Source organism: Streptomyces sp. Tu 3180, assembly GCF_009852415.1.
GTDB lineage: Bacteria > Actinomycetota > Actinomycetes > Streptomycetales > Streptomycetaceae > Streptomyces.
Window position 1 is genome coordinate 7,639,803 of record NZ_WOXS01000002.1, and the last position, 20,788, is coordinate 7,660,590.

The window sequence follows — 20,788 nt, forward strand, 5'->3', positions numbered from 1 at the left end:
GGGCGAGGAGACTCACGGGACGGACGACGAGCCGCGCGGCGGTTCACCGGCCGGCCGCGCCCGGCACGAGGTCCGCCGGGCCGCGCGGGCCGCCTCCGGGGCCACCGCCCCGGCCGTCCACCGGCCGCACCGGTGGCCACCCGACGGCCACCCCGACGCACATGGAGAGACATGGTCGCCAGCGAGACGCGTCACCCCTATCCCTTCGACCGCACCGTCCCGACCGAGATCCCGCCCCTGTACGAGGAACTGCGCGAAACGGAACGGGTCGCGAGGATCACCATGGCGACGGGCGACCCGGGCTTCCTGGTCACCCGGTACGAGGACGTCCGTTTCGTCCTCTCCGACCCCCGCTTCAGCGTCCGCCAGGACCTGCCGGGCGCGCCCCGCCTGACCGAGATGACCTTCGAGAGCGTGATGACGACGGACCCGCCGGTGCACACACGACTGCGCCGGCTGGTCTCCCGGGACTTCACCTCGCGCCGCGTCGAACGCATGCGCCCCCGGCTGGAGGAGATCGTCGACGGACTCCTGCAGACCATGGAGGACCAGGGCCCGCCGGCCGACATCGTGGAGTCCCTGGCGGTGCCGTTCCCGATCACCGTCATCTGTGAGCTGCTCGGGGTGCCGTTGGACGACGTGACCCGGTTCCGCGGCTGGGCCGACACCATGGTGTCGCTCACGGGCTACTCGATGGAGGACTGGTCGGCGGCCCGCGACTCCCTCCAGGACTACCTGGACGGCCTCATCGTGGCCAAGCGGAAGGAGCCCGGTGAGGACCTGCTGAGCGCCCTGGTCGCGACCGCCGACCGGGAGGACGACCTGACCGACCGCGACGTGCGCTCGCTCTCCCTCATCCTGCTGCTCGCCGGGTACGAGCCGGCCTCGAACCAGCTGGGTTCCAGCGTGCTGACGCTGCTGCGCTTCCCCGGCCGGCTGACGGAGCTGCGGCAGCGGCCGGAACTGCTGCCGTCGGCGGTGGAGGAACTCATGCGCTACGCCCCGGCCGGGGACGGCGCCCTCTTCCGCGTCACCCTGGACGAGGTGACGATCGGCGACACCCGCATCCCGGCGGGCAGCGCCGTCCTGGCGTCGACCCAGGCCGCCAACTGGGACCCGCGGCGCTTCGAGGACCCCAGGGGCCTGGTGCTGGACCGCACGGACAACCAGCACACCGCGCTCGGCCACGGCATCCACTTCTGTCTCGGTGCCGCCCTGGCCCGGCTCGAACTCCAGGTGGCGATCGGCGCGTTGCTGCGCCGCTTCCCCCGGATCCGGCTGGCCGCCGACGTCGCGGACCTGCGCTGGTCGAGCCCCGGCTCCATGCTCAGCGGGTTCTCGGAGATCCCGGTCACCTGGTAGGGGCCCGTCACCCGGTGGTTCCCCTCACCCGGGCCGGGCCCGGGTGAGGGGAACCGTCCCGCACGGTCACGCCGACGGTGTCGGCGACTCGGACAGCAGCCTGCCGTCCCGCACCTCGACGCGGTCCCCCGTGAAGCGGGAGCGCAGCCGCCGGTCGTGCGTGACGATCACGACCGCGCCCGGATAGAGCGCCAGGGCCTGCTCCAGCTCCTCGACGAGGGTGAGCGCCAGGTGGTTGGTGGGCTCGTCGAGCAGCAGCAGGTCGGCCGGCTCCACCAGGAGCCGGGCCAGCGCCAGCCGGCGCTGCTGGCCGACCGACAGCCGCCCCACCGGGACGTGGAAGGTCTCCGGCTGGAACAGGCCGAGCGACGCCAGCCGCTCCCGGTGCTCGTCCTCGGTGCCCACGCGTCCCTCGGCGAACGCGGCCAGCAGCGGCTGCTCGGGGTTGCGGACGGTCACCTCCTGCGGGAGGTGGCCGACGCGTCCGTGGCGTTCCACCGTGCCGGAGTCCGGCTGCCGTACGCCCGCGATCACGTTGAGCAGGGTGGTCTTGCCGGCGCCGTTGGGGCCGTACACCAGCAGCCGGCGGTCGGCGGCGATCGTCAGTTCGTCGGCCCGGAGCCGGCCCCGCACCACCACGCCGGTCAGGGTGACCAGCGGACCGTCGACCTCGGCGCCGGTGTGGGACACGTCCGCGGTGAAGCGCAGCGGGTCGGGCGGCCGGGGCACCGGGTTGCTCTCCAGTCGCCGCAGCCGCTCCAGCGCGTTGCGCACCCGGCTGCCGACCTGGCGTTCCGCCCGCAGACCGTGGTTGAAGTACTGGAGCTTGTTGGAGTGGAAGCGGTTGGCGTAGCCCACCCGGTGGGCGGTGGTGACGCTGCGCACCCGCTGGAACTCCATGTCGTCCAGCCAGGTCCGGTACGCCTCCTCCCAGCGCCTGCGGGCCGCGGCCTTCTCCTCGAGGAAGCCGGCGTAGCCGTTGCCGTAGCGGTTGACGGTCCGCCGCTCGCCGTCGACCTCCAGGACGGTGTGGGTCACGTTGTCCAGGAACACCCGGTCGTGGGAGACGGCGACGACCGTGCCGGGAAATGTCCTCAACTTGTTCTCCAGCCAGGTCATGGCCGGCTCGTCGAGGTGGTTGCTGGGTTCGTCGAGCAGCAGCAGCCCCGGTTCGGTGGCCAGCAGGCAGGCCAGCACCAGCCGGCTCTGTTCCCCGCCCGACAGCGCGCCGACGGCCCGGTCGAACGGGATGTGTCCGAGGCCGAGTTCGTCGAGCAGGGCGTGGACCCGGGCGTCGGCCCGGTACCCGCCGCGGGCCTCGAAGCGGGTCACCAGCTCGCCGTAGGCGTCGAGTTCCGCGGGGGTCGCGGTGGCCATCCGGCTCTCGGCCTCACGGATGGCGCGCTCCAGGTCCCGCAGGTCCGACAGGGTGCGGTCGACGGCGTCGCGCACCGTGCAGTGCGGGGGCAGGTCGACCGTCTGGCCGAGCAGGCCCACGCCCGCCCCGGCGTCGACGACGACCTCACCCTCGTCGGGCTGCTCCACGCCCGCCATCAGACGCAGCAGGGTGCTCTTGCCCGCGCCGTTCTCCCCGACGACGCCGACGACGTCACCGGGGCGGACACTGAACGAGACGTTCTCCAGGACGGGGTGGTCGGCGTAGCCCTTGGACACGCCGGAGAGAGTGAGCTGAGAAGGCATAGGGAGATCTCCAGACGGGACGCGTCGAGGGCGTCCCGGAACCCGCGGTCGCGCGCAGCGGCGGCGACGGCATGCGGGAAGGGGCGAATGGCTGTCTGTGCTGGGGAGCTCGCCTGCCCGTTCAGAAGATCATGCGGTCGAGTGTAGCGGCCGGGCGGACGTGGCGGCAAAGGGACGGGCGGGGCGGCGGCGCCCCGCCCGGCCGTCGCGGCGCCGTCGCGGCCGGGCCCAAGGCGCTTCGCGCCGCGGTCGGTTGCGCGCCTTCCGGCGCCGCCCGCCCTCCGTCGCCCGTCCTGTGACCGGTGGCTCCTGTCCGGCGGTCCGCGCTCAGTCGTCCCAGTGGAGTCGCTCGACCGCGTCGAGGACCCGGTCGACGTCCGGCAGGTGGTGGTGCTCCAGCAGCGGCGGCGGATACGGGATGTCCAGCCCCGTGACGCGCAGGACCGGGGCCTCCAGGTGGTAGAAGCAGCGCTCGGTGAGCCGGGCGGCCAGCTCCGCGCCGACGCCGGCGAAGCCGCTCGACTCGTGCACCACCACCGCCCGCCCGGTCGCGCGCACCGCGGCGCACAGCGCGTCGTCGTCCAGGGGCACCAGTGTCCGCAGGTCCAGCACGGCGAGGTCGATCCCCCGCTCCGCCGCCACCCGCGCCGCCTCCAGGCAGAGCGGTACGCAGGGCCCGTAGGTGATCAGCACGGCGGAGCGGCCGGGGCGTCGCAGCACCGCGCGGCCCAGCGGGGGGACCGGGACGGGCTCGTCCGGGGACCACGGCTCGCGGCCCCAGTAGAGCCGTTTGGGCTCCAGCAGCACCACGGGGTCGTCGCCGGCGATCGCGGCACGCAGCAGGCCGTAGGCGTCGGCCACCGTGGCGGGGGTGGCCACGTGCAGGCCGGGGGTGTGCGCGTAGTAGGCCTCCGAGGAGTCGCTGTGGTGCTCGACGCCGCCCACCCCGCCGCCGTACGGGATCCGCACCACCAGGGGCAGCGGAAGCCGGCCGGCGGTGCGGTTGCGCATCTTGGCGACGTGGCCGACCAGTTGCTCGAACGCCGGGTGGGCGAAGGCGTCGAACTGCATCTCCACGACGGGACGCAGGCCGTACATCGCCATGCCGACGGCGGTGCCGAGGATGCCCGCCTCGGCCAGCGGGGTGTCCGCGCAGCGGTCCGCCCCGAACTCGGCGGCCAGGCCGTCGGTGACGCGGAAGACCCCGCCGAGGGAGCCGACGTCCTCACCGAGGACGTACACCGTGTCGTCCTCCCGCATCGCGTCCCGCAGCGCCCGGTTGAGCGCCTGCACCATCGTCGACCCGGTCGCGGCGGTGGCGGGCGGCGGTGCCGCGGACCGGGTGTCGTCCGCCTCGTCGAGGGTGGTCACGTCTCCTCCTCGGTTCCGGCGGCGAACGAGCGCCGCCACGCGGCCAGTTCGGCGGCCTGCTCGCGCAGGTGCGGGGTGGGCCGCGCGTAGACGTGCCCGAACAGCTGCCGCGCGGACGGCGGCGGGGGGTCGGCGAACGCGGCGCGCTGTTCGGCGGCCACCCGGTCGGCGGCCTGCGCGGCCTCGCGCACCGTGGCGTCGTCCAGCAGTCCCGCCGCCCCGAGGTGGGCCTCCATCAGGGTCACCGGATCGTGCTCGCGCCACAGGGCGACCTCCTCGTCGGCGCGGTAGCGGCGCGGGTCGTCGGCGTTGGTGTGCGGGTCGATCCGGTAGGTGATCGCCTCGACCAGGACCGGGCCCCGCCCCGCACGCGCGTGCGCGACGGCCTCCGCCACGACCCGGTACGTCGCCAGGACGTCGTTGCCCTCGACCAGCCGCCCCCGCAGCCCGTAGCCCACCGCCTTGTGGGCCAGTGTGGGTGCGGCGTTCTGCCGGGCCAGCGGCACGGAGATGGCGAAGCCGTTGTTCTGCACGAGGAAGACCACCGGCGCCCGCAGCACCCCGGCGAAGGTGAGGGCCTCGTGGAAGTCGCCCTCACTGGTCGCGCCGTCACCGGCCAGGGCGAGCGCGACCACGTCGTCGCCGCGCAGCCGGGCCGCGTGCGCGAGGCCGACGGCGTGCGGCAGATGGGTGGCCAGCGGAGTGCACAGCGGCGCCGTCCGCCGGGCCCGCGGGTCGTAGCCGCTGTGCGCGGCGCCGTGCAGCAGCGCCAGCGTCTCGCCCGCGGTGTGTCCGCGCAGGAACACCGCGAGCGTGTCCCGGTAGGTGGGGAACAGCCAGTCCGTCTCCCGCAGGGCGGCCACGGCGGCCACCTGGCACGCCTCCTGACCGGTGGAGGAGGGGTAGACGGCCAGTCGGCCCTGCCGGGCCAGCGCCGTGGCCTGCTCGTTGAACCGCCGTCCCACGACCAGCCGTTGGTGCAGGGTGCGCGCCCACCCGGGGTCGACCGCGTCGGCCGCGGGCGTGCCGAGGACACGCACCGGCGCCGGGTCGGGCAGCAGCGGGGCCGGATCACGCAGCGGTCCGTCGGCCCCCGGACGCCAGACGGCCGGCCCCCCGCCGGCCCCGGGACCGTCCGCCGCCGCGACCGGCGCAGAAGGGGCCGGAGCGGTGGCGGTGCCCGGCGCGGAAGGGGCCGAGGCGGCGGTGCCCGACCCCATCACAGCGCCCCGGACAGCGGGGCCAGCGGCCGGTAGTCCCGGGCCGCCAGGAATTCCGGCCGGGGCGAGGGCACCTCGGCGAGCGGGTTGGCGACGCTGTTGTAGGTGAACAGGGCGACCCGCCGGTCGGAGGGCGCCATGTTGGTGCCCGAGCCGTGCACGATCCTCGGATCGAAGAAGAGCAGCGCCCCGGCCGGCCCGGTGGCGGACGTGATGCGGCTTTCCGCCACCAGCGACGTCAATTGTTCGGCATGCAGCCGGAAATCCAGGTCGGCCGACAGCTGGGAGAGCCAGTCCTGCTTTCCGGACGTCTTCCCGCGGTGATCGGATCCGGCGCCGGATGTCTTTCCGGATTCAGCTCCCGTGATTCTCGATTCCGGTTCTCCTCCGTTTTCCGGCAGGTTCTGCGGAACCGGTTTCCGGTGCGAACCGGGGATGAGGAGAAGGGGGCCGTTGAATTCGGTGACCTCGTCCAGGAAAAGCGCCGCGTTGACCGCCAGCGGCCGCCGCATGCCGTCCTTGTGCTGCCAGAACACGTAGTCCTGGTGCCAGGGCCACACATCGCCGCACAGCGCCCGCTTGGCGTTGACCTTCACCTGGTGGACGTACACGTCGCCGTCGACCAGCTGCCGTGCCGCCTCCAGGATCCGCGGCAGCCGGACCAGCCGGCCGAACAGCTCGCTCACCTGGTGACAGCCGTGCAGGCCCGCGCACGGTCGTGCCGTCCTTCTCCATCACGCGCCCGGGGTGTTCCACCCCCTCCAGGCGGGCGACCTCCTCGCGGACGCGTTCCAGGTCCGCGGGTCCGATCCCGCTGTCGGTGAGCAGGAATCCGGTGGATCGGTAGTCGGTGATCTGCGCTGGACTGAGCATCGTCGTCACCCATCGTGTCCGGTTCCCGGCACGGTCCGCACGGCGTCGTGAAATACCTGCGGGGAGGGCCGGGGAGGTGGTCCGTCGAAGCCGCTTTCCGACATGCTCGCGGGAGCACGTCCGGCAGGTGGTCCAATGCGTCGGGAGCCTAGCAGACGGCGGTGGCCCGGAAAGACGCGAAAGCGCGGAGCGGGGTAATTCCGGCGCGCCTCCCCTTATGTGCAGGCGTCTTGTCAGTCGTTCGTCAGTGCAGAGTCAGCGCTATTTGTGACGATGCTGCGGATCAATTCCCAGGGCCGTGCGGCCGGACGGAACGCGAGCGGAGGAGACGCTGTGACGCGGACGGGACCGATGGACGTGCTGCCCCTGACCCCCCTCCAGGACGGGCTGCTCTTCCACGCCCTCTACGACGAGCGCGCCGCCGACGTCTACGTCGTGCAGTTCGTCCTCGACCTGCGCGGCGGGCCGGATCCCGCGCGGCTGCGCGCCGCCGTCGACGGCCTGCTGCGCCGGCACCCCAACCTGCGGGCGGGCTTCTGGCAGGACGGCATGAAACGGGCCGTGCAGGTCGTTCCCCGGCAGGCCGCGGTCCCCTGGACCGAGCACGACCTGACGGACACCGCGCCGTCCGGCCGGGAGGAGGCGCTGGAGCGGCTGCTGGCCGCCGACCGGGTCCGCCGCTTCGACCCGGCCCGGCCGCCCCTGCTGCGCTGCGCCCTGGTCACCTTCGGCCCGCGGGACCACCGGCTGGTCCTCAGCCACCACCACCTGCTGTTCGACGGCTGGTCCATGCCCCTGCTGCTGGCCGACCTGTTCGCCCTGTACGACGCCGGCGGCGACGAGACGGCCCTGCCCGCCCCGCCCGCCTTCCGCGACCACCTCGCCTGGCTCCACGCCCGGGACACCGAGGCCGACACCCGGGCATGGCGCCGGGAGCTCGCGGGGCTGGACCGGCCGACCACGGTCGCCGTGCCGGGCACGGACGGGAACGGCGAGGCCGCGCGCCAGGAGTACGTCGAGCTCGACGAGCGCGCCACGGCTGCGCTCACCGCGCGGGGCCGCGCCCACGGACTCACCCTCAACACGCTCGTCCAGGGAGCCTGGGGACTGCTGCTGGGCGCCCTGACCGGCTCCGCCGACGTCACCTTCGGCGCCGTGGTCTCCGGCCGGCCGCCCGAGGTGCCCGGCTCCGCCTCCATGGTCGGTCTGTTCATCAACACCGTGCCGATCCGGCTGCGCGCCCGCCCCGACCGGTCCCTCGCCGCGATCCTGGCCGAACTCCAGGAACGCCAGGGAAGCCTGACGGAGCATCAGTACGCCGGTCTGGCCGCCGTGCAGCGCGCGGCCGGGCTCGGCGAACTCTTCGACACCCTCGTCGTCTTCGAGAACTACCCCCTCGACCCCGGCGCCCTCGACCTGCGCGCCGACGGCGTGACCCTGGCCGGCCTGGAGGTGCGCGACGCCACCCACTACCCGCTGAGCCTGGTGGTGATCCCCGGCGAACGGCTGCGGCTGCGCGTCGAGCACCGGCCCGGCCGGTGCCGCCCGGAGGTGGTGCGCGGCATCGGCGCCCGCCTGCTGAAGGTGCTGCACGCCCTGGCCGACGGCCTGGACCGGCCCGCCGCCGCCCTCGACCTGCTCACGGACGACGAGCGCACGGCGGTGACGCACACGCCCGACGCCACGGCACCGGCGTACCCGCGGGCCACCCTGCCCGCCCTGCTGGAGCGCCAGGCCGCGCGCACCCCGGACGCCACCGCGGTCGTCTGCGCGGACACCCGGCTGACCTACCGGGAACTGGCCGCCCGGGCGAACCGGCTGGCCCGGCTGCTCGTCGCGCTCGGCGCCGGGCCCGAGACCCCGGTGGCGCTCGCCCTGCCCCGCTCGGCCGACCAGGTCGTCGCGTTCCTCGCGGTCCTGAAGGCCGGCGCCGCCTACGTCCCCGTCGACACCACCTACCCGGCCGAGCGCATCGCCTTCCTGCTGCGGGACGCCGCACCGGTCGCCGTGGTGACCACCGCCGCCGAGCGCAAGCGGCTGCCCGAGGACACCACGGCCGTCGTCCTCGACGACCCGGCCTGCGCTGCCGAACTGGCCGCCCACTCCGACGCCGACCTCACCGACGCCGACCGCACCGCCCCCCTCACCACGGACCACCTCGTCTACGTCCTCTACACCTCCGGCTCCACCGGCCGCCCCAAGGGCGTCGAGATGCACGCCGAGCCCCTGCTCAACCTGATGGCCTGGTACGCGGACGCGGTGCCCGCCCCCGCCGGGGAGACCGTCTCCCAGTTCTCCACCCTCGCCTTCGACCCGGCCCCGCTGGAGATGCTCTCCGCGCTCACCCAGGGCCAGACCCTCACGGTCGCCACCGACGCCGCCCGGCACGACCCGCACGAACTCCTGGACTGGCTGGAACGCGACGAGGCCCGGCACCTCTACACGACCCACACCGTCCTGGAGGCACTCGCCGAGGCGGCCGCCGCCCAGGACCGCGACCTGCCCGCCCTGCGCCACATCGTCCAGGCCGGCGAGGCCCTGACCCCGACGGACGCCGTCAAACGCCTCTTCCACCGGCACCCCGCACGGCGGCTGCACAACCTCTACGGCCCCACCGAGACCCACGTGGTGACCGCCGCGACCCTCGGTCCCGACCCGGCCGCCTGGCCCCGCTCCGCACCGATCGGCACCGTCCTGCCCCATACCCGCGCCCATGTGCTGGACCCCTGGCTGCGGCCGGTGCCGCCGGGCGTGACCGGCGAGCTCTACATCGGCGGTGTCATGCTCGCCCGGGGCTATCTGCGCCGGCCCGGCCTGACCGCGGCCCGCTTCGTCGCCGACCCCTTCGGACCGCCCGGCGGCCGCCTGTACCGCACCGGTGACCTGGTGCGGCTGCGTCCGGACGGCGCCCTGGACTTCCTCGGACGCGCCGACGACCAGGTGAAGATCGGCGGGCAGCGGGTGGAGCCCGGCGAGACCCGCGCCGCGCTGGAGGAGCACCCCGACGTGGCGCAGGCGTACGTGACGGCCCGTGAGGACACACCCGGCGCTCCCCGTCTCGTGGCGTACGCGGTGCCCGTCCCGGGCCGCCGGCCCGATCCGGGCGTGCTGCGCGACCACCTGGCCCGGCGCCTGCCGGCCCCGCTCGTGCCCGCCTCGTGCGTGGTGCTCGACGCGCTGCCCCGCAACGCCAACGGCAAGGTCGACCGCCAGGCGCTGCCGGCGCCCGTCGTCACCGGAGCCGGCGGCCGGGCGGCCCGCGACGAGCGGGAGCGGCTGCTCGTCCGGCTCTTCCAGGAGGTCGTCGGCGCCCGGGACGTCGGCATCGACGACAGCTTCTTCGCCCTGGGCGGCGACAGCATCATGTCGATGCAGCTCGCCGGCCGGGCCCGCAAGGCCGGGCTGCTGCTCTCCCCGCGCGACGTGTTCGAACACCGTACGGCGGCCCGGCTGGCCGCCGTCGCCGGCGAGGTGGGGAAGGACGAGGAGCGGCCCGCCGGCCTGGACGGCACCGGCCCCTTCCCCGCCACCCCGATCATGCACTGGCTGCGCGGACTGGGCGGCCCCGTGGACGGATTCAGCCAGTCGGTGGTGCTGCGCGCCCCCGCGGACCTGGACGAGCCGCGGCTCACCGTCCTGCTGCAGACCCTGCTGGACCACCACGACATGCTCCGGCTGCGCCTGACCACCGGCCCCGACGGCGGCTGGCGGCCCGAGATCCCGCCGCCCGGCTCCGTCCGCGCCGCCGACCGCGTCCACCGCGTCGACGTCAGCGGACTCGGGCCCGGGGCACTGCGCGAGACGGTGGCACGCGAGAGCGAGGCCGCCGACCGGCGACTGCGGCCCGCCGCAGGCGACGTCCTGCGCGCCGTCTGGTGCGACGCGGGTCCCGGCCGGCCGGGACGGCTCGTGCTGACCGCACACCATCTCGCCGTGGACGGCGTCTCCTGGCGCGTCCTGACGGCCGACCTGGCGACCGCGTGGCAGGCGGTCCGCGCCGGGCGCGCCCCCCGGCTCGACCCGGTTCCCGTGTCGTTCCGGCACTGGGCGCACCGGCTCGCGGAGCTGGCCCGCACCCCGGCCGTGCACGGGGAACTGGACCTGTGGCGCTCCGTCGTCCGCCCCGCCGAACCGCTGCCCACCGCCGTGCCCCCGGACCCGGCGCGCGACACGGCCGCCACCGGCCGCCTGGTCACCCTGGAGCTGCCGGCCGGGACGACCCACCCGCTGCTCACCGCCGTCCCCGCCGCGTTCCACGCGGACATCGACGACGTCCTCCTCACCGCGCTGGCCGCCGCCGTGACCGCCTGGCGCCGCGAGCGCGGCCAGCAGGCCACCGCCCTCGTCGTCGACGTCGAGGGCCACGGCCGCGACGAGAGCGTCACCGGCGGCGACCTCTCCCGCACCGTCGGGTGGTTCACCAGCCTCTACCCGGTCCGGCTCGACATCGGCCTGGCCGACCCCGCCGCCCTCAGGTCCGGCGGCCCGGCCCTCGGCCGGGCCGTGAAACGGGTCAAGGAGCAGCTGCGCGCCCTGCCCCGGCACGGCCTCGGCCACGGCCTGCTGCGCCACCTCGACGACACCACCGCCCCCCTGCTGGCGGACGGCACCCGCCCGCAGATCTGCTTCAACTACCTCGGCCGGTTCGCCCCGCCGGACGGCACCGACTGGGCGCCCGCGCCCGAGTCGCCGCCGCTGGGCGGCTCGGTGGACGGAGCCCTGCCGTTCGGCAGGCCGCTCCAGCTGAACGCCTACACCCAGGACGGACCGGGCGGCCCCCGGCTGGTCGCGCTGTGGTCCTGGCCCGCCGCGCTCTGGAGCGAACAGGACGTCAGGGAGCTGGCCGAGGGCTGGTTCGCCCTGCTCCGCGCCCTGGTCACGCACACCGCCACCGGGGGCGCGGGCGGCCGCTCGCCCTCGGACCTGCCGCTCGTGAACCTCAGTCAGGCCGACATAGACGACTTCGAAGGCGAACTGGACCAGGAAGACGAGGCAACGCTGTGACCGTGTCCCGTATCGAGGATGTGCTCCCGCTGTCGCCGCTGCAGGAGGGGCTGCTCTTCCTCTCCCGGTACGACGACCCCTCCGGCGACGACGTCTACGTGGTGCAGTTCAGGTTCGACGTCGCCGGCCCCCTCGACGCCGACCGCATGCGCGCGGCGGCCGAGGCCCTGCTGCGGCGCCACGCCAACCTGCGCGCCGGCTTCCGCCACCAGCGCCGCGAGGGCCGCCCCGTCCAGGTCGTCCCCCGGGCGGTACGGCTGCCGTGGCGGACCGTGGACCTGTCCGGACGGCCGGACCCGGAGCGGACCGCCGAGGCCGAACGGCTGCTCGCCGCCGACCGTGCCGAGCGGTTCGACCCGGCCGCCCCGCCGCTGATGCGGTTCACCCTGCTCCGCTTCGGTCCCACCGCGCACCGCCTGGTCTTCACCCACCACCACCTGCTCCTGGACGGCTGGTCCATGGGCCTGCTCATCAAGGAGCTCTTCGCGCTCTACGGGAGCGACGCGGACCTCGCCGCACTGCCCGCCACCACGCCCTACCGCGACTACCTGGCCTGGCTGGCCGGGCAGGACGACGACGCCGCCCGCACCGCCTGGCGCGGCGCCCTGGACGGCCTCGACGAGGGCACCCTGGTGGCCGGGCCCGCCCGGGGCCGCGCGACCGGCACCCCCGCCGAACACGTCACCGACCTGCCCGAGGAGCTGGTCGCCGCGCTCGTCGCCCGTTCCCGCGCCGACGGCCTGACCCTCAACACCCTGGTGCAGGGCGCCTGGGGCCTGCTCGTGGGCCACCTGACCGGCCGGGACGACGTCACCTTCGGGGAGATCGTCTCCGGACGGCCCGCGGAGCTGCCCGGCGCCGAGCGCATGGTCGGCATGTTCGCCAACGCCCTGCCGGTCCGCCTGCGCACCGCGCCCGGCGAACCCCTGTCCGCGGCGCTGCACCGGCTCCAGGACGAGCACGCCCGCCTGATGCCGCACCAGCACCTGGGCCTGGCCGCCGTGCAGAGCCTGGCCGAGCCGGCCGAACTCTTCGACACGATGGTCATCTTCGAGAACTACCCGCTCGACCCGGACACCCTCCAGGTCACCGCCGGGGACATCCGGCTCACCGGGGTGAGCGAGCACGCCGCCACCCACTACCCGCTGTGCCTGATGGTGGTGCCCGGCAGTCCGTTCCGGCTGCGCCTGAGCTACCGCACCGACCTGTACGACCACGACACCGTCGCCGCTCTCGCCGCGCGCCTGACCGGCCTGCTCGAACTCCTCGCCCAGGGTCTGGAGCGCACCGCCGCCGGCGTGGACCTGCTGCCCGCCGCCGAACGGTGGGACCTGCTGGTCGCCCGCAACGACACCGCCCGGCCGCTGCCCGACGCCTGCCTGCCCGACCTGTTCGCCGCCCAGGCCCGCCGCACCCCGGACGCCCCCGCCGTGACCGCCGCGGGCGAGACCCTCACCTACGCCGAACTCGACCGCCGCTCCGCCCGGCTGGCCCGCCGGCTCGGCGCGCTCGGCGCCGGGCCCGAGACCCACGTGGCGCTGCTGCTGCCCCGCACCGCCGACCTGCCGGCCGCCCTGCTGGCCGTCCTGCGCAGCGGCGCGGGATACGTGCCCCTGGACCCCGACCACCCCGCCGAGCGGATCGGCCAGGTCCTCGACGACGTCCGGCCGGTGTGCGTGCTCACCACCGCCGACCGGAGCGCCGAACTCCCCCCGGACATCCCCGTGCTGCACCCGGACGAGCCCGCCGACGCCCCCGGGGCCGGCCCGGTGGCGCCCGGCCCCGACCACACGGCCTACGTCCTGCACACCTCCGGCTCCACCGGACGCCCCAAGGGCGTCGTCGTCCCCCACCGGGCCCTCACCAACTTCCTCACCGACCTGCGGGAACGGGTGCCGATGGGGCCGGGCGACCGCATGTTCGCCGTCACCACCGTGTCGTTCGACATCGCCGCCCTCGAGCTGTTCCTGCCGCTGATCACCGGTGCCGAGGTCGTCCTCGCGGACCGCGACACGGTGCTGGAGCCGCGGGCCCTCGCCGAGGCCGTCACCTCCAGCGGCGCCACCGTCATGCAGGCCACCCCGACCCTGTGGCGCACCCTCGTCCCCGACCACGCCGACGCCCTGGCCGGGCTGCGCGTGCTGACCGGCGGCGAGCCCCTGCCGGAGGACCTGGCGGCCCACCTGACCGCCGCCGCGGCCGAGGTGACCAACCTCTACGGCCCCACCGAGACCACCATCTGGTCCACCGCCGCACCCGTGCGTCCCGGCACCCCCGTCACCATCGGCGGCCCGCTCGCCAACACGCGGGTGTACGTGCTGGACGGGGCGTTGCGTCCGGTGCCGGTGGGGGTGCGGGGTGAGCTGTACGTGGCGGGTGCGGGTGTGGCGCGGGGGTACGCGGGTCGTGCGGGGCTGACGGCGGAGCGGTTCGTGGCGGATCCGTTCGCCGGTGGCGGGGAGCGGATGTACCGCACGGGTGATGTGGTGGCGTGGCGTGCGGACGGGGTGCTGGAGTTCGCGGGCCGGTCGGACGGTCAGGTGAAGATCCGCGGGTTCCGGGTGGAGACCGCCGAGATCGAGGCCGTGCTGCGCGCCCACCACGCCGTCTCCGAGGCCGCCGTCGTCGCCCTCCCCGACGCCCACGGCGGCCGGCGCCTGGCCGGCTACGTGGTCCCCGCCGCCGACGACGAGGCCCGCCGTGTCCGCGAGAGCGAACAGGAACGCGAGTGGGAGGAGGTCTACGACGCCCTGTACCGCGACGCCTCCGGCAACCCCTTCGCCGCCTGGACCAGCAGTTACGACGGGTCGGCGATCGCGGTGGGGGAGATGGAGGAGTGGCGTGCGGCGGCGGTGGCGCGGATCGGTGCGCTGGGCCCGGGCCGGGTGCTGGAGGTGGGGGTCGGCAACGGCCTGCTGCTGACGGAGCTGGCGGGGCGCTCGGAGTGCTACTGGGGCACGGACGTGTCGGCGGCCGCGGTGGAGCGGGTGCGGGCCGTGGTGCGGGGGCGGGAGTGGGCGCAGCGGGTGCGGTTGCGGGTGGCTTCGGCGCTGGAGACCGACGGGCTGCCGCGCGGCTACTTCGACACGATCGTGCTGAACTCGGTGGTGCAGTACTTCCCCGGGGCGCGGTACGCGGTGGAGGTGCTGCGCGGGCTGGTGCCGTTGCTGGCACCGGGCGGACGGATCTTCGTCGGCGACGTGCGCGACCTGCGCCACCACCGCACCCTGCGCACCGCCGTCGAACTGCGCCGTTTCGCGCGCGGTGAGGGCGCCACGGACGCGGCCGGTCTGACCGCCGCCGCCGAACGGGGCGTCGCCCAGGAGAACGAACTCCTCTTCGACCCCGCCTTCTTCACCGCCCTGACGCGGTCGCTGCCCGTCCTCGACGCCGTCGACCTGCGCGTCAAACGCGGCCACCACCACAACGAGCTCAGCCGCCACCGCTACGACGTCGTCCTGCACACGCGCGGCGCCGGCACGCCCCGCGCGGCCGACCTGCCCGCCCTGGCCTGGGACGGCGACGTCACCACCGCCGGGCAGCTCGCCACACTGCTCGCCGACCGCGCCGCACACCCCGGCGGCCTGCGCGTGACCGGCGTACCCGACGCCCGTCTGGCCGGCGAACGCGCCGCACAGGCGGCCCTCGCCCGGGGAGCCTCCCCGGACGACGCCCACGCCGTCCTCGACGCGCCCCCCGGGCCCGGGCTGCCCGACCCCGAGGAACTGGCCGCCCTGGCCGCCCGCCATGGCCACCACCTGGCGCTGAGCCGGTCGGCCCACGGACCCGACGGAACCCTCGACGCGGTGTTCACCCCGGCCGCCGACGGCCCCGCCCCGCTCTTCGCGGACCTGTGCCCGTCCGCCCCCGACGGCCACGGACCGCTCTCCGGGGCCCTCACCAACGACCCCCTGCGCGCCCGCGACTCCGCGGCCCTCGCCACCACCCTGCGCCCCTACCTGCGCGGCCGCCTGCCGGAACACATGGTGCCGGCCACCCTCACCGCGCTCGACGCGCTGCCGCGCACGGCCAACGGCAAACTCGACCGCCGCGCCCTGCCCGACCCCGACACCGGCCCGCGCGCCGGACGCGCGCCGCGCACCCCGCAGGAGGAGATCATGTGCTCCCTCTTCGCGGACGTGCTCGGCCTGCCCGCCGTCGGCCCCACCGACGACTTCTTCGACCTGGGCGGGCACTCCCTCCTCGGCACCCGGCTCGTCAACCGCGTCCGCTCCACCCTGGGCACCGACCTGCCGATCCGGTACCTGTTCCAGCACCCCACCCCCGCAGGGCTGGCCGCCGCCCTGGACACGGCTGGACCCGGCGGACGGCCCCCGCTGCGGCCGGTGCCCCGCACGGAGGGGACACCCCTGTCGTTCGCCCAGAGCCGCCTGTGGTTCATCAACCAGATGGAGGGCCCCAGCCCCACCTACCACATCCCGCTCGGCCTGCGGATCACCGGCTCCCTCGACACCGACGCCCTGCGCGCCGCCCTGGACGACGTGATCGCCCGCCACGAGAGCCTGCGCACCGTCTTCCCCGCGCCCGGCGGCCACCCCCACCAGAAGATCCTCGACCCCGCGCCCCCGTGCCGCCTGCGACGCGTCCTCGTCGACCCCGACGGCCTCGACGAGGCGATCACCGCGGCCGTCGCCGAACCCTTCGATCTCGCGGTGGAGATTCCGGTGCGGGGGGAGTTGTTCGTGGTGGGGGAGGAGCGGTGTGTGCTGGTGCTGACGTTGCATCACATCGCGGGTGACGGGTGGTCGCTGGCTCCGTTGGCGCGGGATCTGATGACGGCGTACGGGGCGCGGGTCTCGGGTGGGGCGCCGGTGTGGTCGGCGTTGCCGGTGCAGTACGCGGACTACGCGGTGTGGCAGCGCGGGCTGCTGGGGGAGGAGTCGGACGCGGGGAGCGAGATGGCGCGTCAGATGGGTTTCTGGCGTGAGCGGCTGGCGGGGTTGCCGGACCAGCTGGAGATTCCGGCGGACCGTCCGCGTCCGGCGGTGTTCTCGCACCGTGGGGGCAGTTGTGCGTTCCGTCTGGACGCGGAGTTGCACCGGGGTTTGGTGGGGCTGGCGCGGGATGCGTCGGCGACGTTGTTCATGGTGGTGCAGGCGGGGCTGGTGGCGTTGTTGTCGCGGTTGGGTGCGGGGGAGGACATCGCGGTGGGTTCGCCGGTGGCGGGCCGTACGGACGAGGCGCTGGACGATCTGGTGGGGTTCTTCGTCAACACGCTGGTGCTGCGGACGGACGTGTCGGGTGATCCGTCGTTCCGTGAGCTGGTGGGGCGGGTGCGGGAGGGGGACCTGGCGGCGTACGCGCACCAGGACGTGCCGTTCGAGCGGCTGGTCGAGGTCCTCAACCCCGCGCGGTCACTGTCGCGCAACCCCCTGGTCCAGGTCATGCTCGCCCTCCAGAACACGCCCGAGGCCCCCTTCCACCTGCCCGGCCTGACCGTCGAACCCGAACACCTCAGGCCCGAGGTCTCCCGGTTCGACCTCGCCGTCTTCCTCACCGAGGCACGCACCGGCGAGGGCGCGCCCGACGGCGTCTGGGGTCTCGTCGAGTACAGCGGGGACCTCTTCGAGCGGCACACCGTCGAACGGTTCATCGACCGCCTGACGGCGATGCTGCGCGCCTGCGTCGACGACGCCGACCAGCGCATCAGCGCCGTCGACCTGCTCGAGCCCGGCGAACGGCACCAGCTGCTCACCGAGTGGAACGACACCGCCCGCCCGGACGCCCCGGCACCCTCGACGCTCACCGACCGGTTCGCCCACCTCGTACGCACACAGCCGGACGCGCCCGCCGTCACCGCCGCCGGAAAGACGCTGACGTACGCCGAACTCGACCGCCGCACCGACGAACTGGCCCGCCTGCTGCGCGGGCTCGGCGTCGCCGCCGAGACACCCGTGGCGCTTCTCACCGAGCGCTCCGCGCACCTCGCCGTCGGCGTCCTCGGCGTCCTGAAGGCCGGCGGGGCCTACGTTCCGCTCAACGCCGACCACCCGCCCGCCCGGCGGGCCGCCGTCCTCGCCGAGACCAGCCCGCCCGTGCTGCTCACCGACCGCGCGCTGCGCGACGAGGCGGCCGGACACGGCTTCCCGCTCCTCGTCCTCGACGACCCGCTCCCGCGGCCCGACGGCGCCGAGGCACCGCTCCCGCCGGTCCACGACCCCGACCGGCTCGCCGCCATCATGTACACCTCCGGCTCCACCGGCCGGCCCAAGGGTGTCGCCCTCACCCACGGCGGCATCGAGTGCCTGCGGCACGACCGCGTCTGGACACCGGGCAGCACCGACCGCGTCCTCCTCCACTCCGCCCACGCCTGGGACGCCTTCAACATGGAGTTCTGGCTCCCCCTCATGTCCGGCGGGCACGTCCTCATGGCGCCGCCCGGCCACCTCGACCTGCGCGTGCTCGAACGGGCCGTCACCGAGGGAGGGGTCACCGGACTCCTGCTGCCCACCGGCGTGTTCAACACCACCGCCGAGGACCGCACCGAATGGCTGCGCGGCCTGACCGCCCTGTGGACCGGCGGTGACGTGCTCTCCCCGGCAGCCGCCGCCCGGCTGGCCGCGGACTGCCCCGACACCACCCTCGTCAACGGCTACGGCCCCACCGAGACCACCGTCTACGCCTCCTGCCACACCTTCCGCGGCAGCTGCGACCCCACGGCGCCCGTCCCCATCGGCGTCCCGCTCGACGAGATGCGGCTGTACGTCCTCGACGACCACCTCGCCCCCGTCCCCGTCGGCGTGCCCGGCGAGCTGTACATCGCGGGCGCGGGCATGGCGCGCGGCTACCACCGGGCGCCCGCCGAGACCGCCGCACGATTCGTCGCCGACCCCTTCGGCGGGCCCGGCGCCCGTCTGTACCGCACCGGTGACGTGGTCCGCCGCGACGCCGAGGGCCGTCTCCACTTCGTCGGACGCGCCGACTCCCAGGTGAAGCTGCGCGGACTGCGCGTCGAACTCGGCGAGATCGAGACCGCCCTGCGCGGCCACCCCCAGATCTCCCAGGCCGTGGCCGTGGTGCGGGAGGACCGCCCCGGCGACCGGCAGCTCGTCGCCTACGTCGTCCCCCGGGACGGCGCCGAGCGCGACCGCGGCGACGAGGCCGAGCAGGTCGGCGAGTGGCACGACGTCTACGAGGAGGTGTACCGGGACGCCGCCACCGCCGCCTTCGGCGAGAACTTCGCCGGCTGGAGCAGCAGCTACGACTCCCGGCCCATCCCGCTGCCCCAGATGCGCGAGTGGCGCGACGCCACCGTCGACCGCATCCGCGCCCTGCGCCCCCGCCGGGTGCTGGAGATCGGCGTCGGCAGCGGTCTGATCCTCTCCCGGCTCGCCGAGGAGTGCGAGACGTACTGGGCCACCGACTTCTCCGCCACCGCCATCGAGGCGCTGCGCACCCAACTGGCCGAGCGGCCCGCCCTGAGGGACCGCGTCCACCTGCGGGCGCAGCCCGCCGACGTCACCGACGGACTGCCCACCGCCCACTTCGACACCGTCGTGATCAACTCGGTCGTCCCCTACTTCCCGCACGCCGCCTACCTGACCGACGTCATCGAGGCGGCCATGGAACTGCTCGCCCCCGGCGGCTGCCTCTTCCTCGGCGACGTACGCAACCACCGGCTGCTGCGCACCTTCGCCGCCGCCGTGCAGCTCCACCGCCCCGACGAGCAGCGGGACGCGGCCGCCGTGCGGCGCGCCGTCGAACAGGACGTGCTGCTGGAGACCGAGCTGCTGGTCGACCCCGAGTTCTTCCCGGCCCTGCGTCACCGCCTGCCCGCCCTCGACGCCGTCGACATCCGCGTCAAACGCGGCCACCACCACAACGAGCTCAGCCGCCACCGCTACGACGTGGTCCTGCGCAAGCGCGGCGGCCCCCGTCCCCCGGAGCCCCGCCCCGCCGTCACCCTTCCCTGGGGCCGCGGCCTGGACGACCCGGCCGCACTCGAGCGCCTGCTGGCCGACCGGCCCGAGGCGCTGCGCGTGACGGGCGTGCCCAACGCCCGGCTGGCCGGCGAGACCGCCGCCCTGCGGCTGCTGGACGGATCCGGCGAGCTCGGCGAGGCCCGCCGGGCCGTCCGCTCCACGGACACCGGCCGCCCCGCGGCCGACCCCGAGCACCTGCACGCCCTCGCCGGACGCCTCGGCCGCCGCGCCGCCGTCACCTGGTCCGCGGACTCGCCGGACGGCGACCTCGACGTCCTGTTCACCGCGCCCGGCGACACCGCGGCCGGGGCCGACGGGCGGGAACCGGTGCCCGACGTCATCGACGGCCTGTACTCCCCGGCCGTCACCACCGCGGCCGACCCGGCCCGCTTCGCCAACAGCCCCCGGCGCTCCCGGCTCACCGGTTCCCTCGTCACCTCCCTGCGCGCGTACCTCGGCGACCGCCTTCCCGCGTCGGTGGTGCCGGCGGCGTTCGTGGTGCTGGAGCGGCTGCCGTTGACGGTGAACGGGAAGCTGGACCGTGCGGCGTTGCCGGTGCCGGAGTTCTCCGGTGGCGGTGGCGGCCGGGCGGCGCGTTCGCCGCGGGAGGAGATCCTGTGCGGTCTGTTCGCGGAGGTGCTGGGTCTGGCGTCGGTGGCGGCGGACGACGACTTCTTCGTGGCGGGCGGTCATTCGCTGCTGGCGACGCGGCTGGTGTCGCGGGTGCGGTCGGTGTTCGGGGTGGAGCTGCCGGTGCGGGCGCTGTTCGACAGTCCCACCCCGGCGGGTCTGGTGCGTCACCTGGACCGCGCGGACACCGCCCGCCCGCCCCTGCGGCCGGAGCCCCGCCCGCGGGAGACGCCCCTGTCCGCCGCCCAGTGGCGCCTGTGGTTCCTCGACCAGGTCGAGGGCGCCGGACCCACGTACAACATCCCCTACGCCATGCGGCTGTCCGGCCACCTCGACCAGGAGGCGCTGCGCCGCGCCCTCGACGACGTGGTCGCCCGCCACGAGGTGCTGCGCACCGTCTTCCCGCAGCGCGACGGGCGGCCGCGCCAGGAGATCCTCCCCGCCGGGGACGCCCGCGTGCCGTTCACCGTCGTGCAGACCACCGAGGACGACCTGCCGGCCGCCCTCACCGCCGCCGGCCGGCAGGGCTTCGACCTCGCCGGCGCCCTGCCCGTCCGCGCCCGCCTGCTGCGCACCGCGCCGACCGAGGCCGTCCTGCTGCTGACGGTGCACCACATCGCGGGTGACGGCTGGTCCATGGCGCCCCTGACCCGCGACCTGATGACGGCCTACCGGGCCCGGCTG

Annotated in this window: 6 protein-coding genes and 1 pseudogene; 3 read left to right on the plus strand and 4 right to left on the minus strand. The window is 75.0% G+C overall.

Annotation, left to right across the window (positions count from 1 at the left end):
* Positions 1–171 precede the first annotated feature (171 nt).
* Complete coding sequence (locus GL259_RS34510) at positions 172–1,362, plus strand: cytochrome P450 (RefSeq protein WP_159537311.1); 1,191 nt, start codon at positions 172–174, stop codon at positions 1,360–1,362.
* 66 nt (positions 1,363–1,428) lie between these two features.
* On the opposite strand, the gene GL259_RS34515 is transcribed toward GL259_RS34510, so the two are convergent.
* From GL259_RS34515 to GL259_RS34530, 4 genes are all read right to left on the minus strand, one after another.
* Positions 1,429–3,063: an ABC-F family ATP-binding cassette domain-containing protein gene (locus GL259_RS34515; protein WP_159537313.1), complete on the minus strand. Its 1,635-nt coding sequence runs from the start codon at positions 3,061–3,063 to the stop codon at positions 1,429–1,431.
* Positions 3,064–3,390: 327 nt separating this feature from the next.
* Positions 3,391–4,359 carry an alpha-ketoacid dehydrogenase subunit beta gene (locus tag GL259_RS34520; protein ID WP_159539208.1) on the minus strand — a complete coding sequence of 323 codons (969 nt, stop codon included), beginning with the start codon at positions 4,357–4,359 and terminating at the stop codon, positions 3,391–3,393.
* A 71-nt stretch (positions 4,360–4,430) separates the two neighbouring features.
* On the minus strand, positions 4,431–5,654 hold the full coding sequence (locus GL259_RS34525; protein WP_159537315.1) for a thiamine pyrophosphate-dependent enzyme: 1,224 nt from the start codon (positions 5,652–5,654) through the stop codon (positions 4,431–4,433).
* Positions 5,654–6,340, minus strand: a complete 687-nt coding sequence (locus GL259_RS34530) for a phytanoyl-CoA dioxygenase family protein (protein ID WP_243762481.1) — start codon at positions 6,338–6,340, stop codon at positions 5,654–5,656. The genes GL259_RS34525 and GL259_RS34530 overlap by 1 nt, the downstream gene beginning before the upstream one ends.
* 520 nt (positions 6,341–6,860) lie before the next feature.
* On the opposite strand from GL259_RS34530, the gene GL259_RS34535 reads away from it, so the two are divergent.
* On the plus strand, positions 6,861–11,531 hold the full coding sequence (locus GL259_RS34535) for a non-ribosomal peptide synthetase (protein WP_159537317.1): 4,671 nt from the start codon (positions 6,861–6,863) through the stop codon (positions 11,529–11,531).
* A gap of 20 nt (positions 11,532–11,551) precedes the next feature.
* Positions 11,552–20,770 (plus strand): annotated as a pseudogene (locus GL259_RS34540) (amino acid adenylation domain-containing protein); the annotation flags it as partial.
* Positions 20,771–20,788 lie beyond the last annotated feature (18 nt).

Excerpts from the sequence above, each read along its gene's own strand:
- GL259_RS34510 (WP_159537311.1), top strand. The coding sequence starts at position 172 with ATGGTCGCCAGCGAGACGCGTCACCCCTATCCCTTCGACCGCACCGTC.
- GL259_RS34525 (WP_159537315.1), bottom strand. The coding sequence starts at position 5,654 with ATGGGGTCGGGCACCGCCGCCTCGGCCCCTTCCGCGCCGGGCACCGCC.
- GL259_RS34520 (WP_159539208.1), bottom strand. The coding sequence starts at position 4,359 with ATGGTGCAGGCGCTCAACCGGGCGCTGCGGGACGCGATGCGGGAGGAC.
- GL259_RS34515 (WP_159537313.1), bottom strand. The coding sequence starts at position 3,063 with ATGCCTTCTCAGCTCACTCTCTCCGGCGTGTCCAAGGGCTACGCCGAC.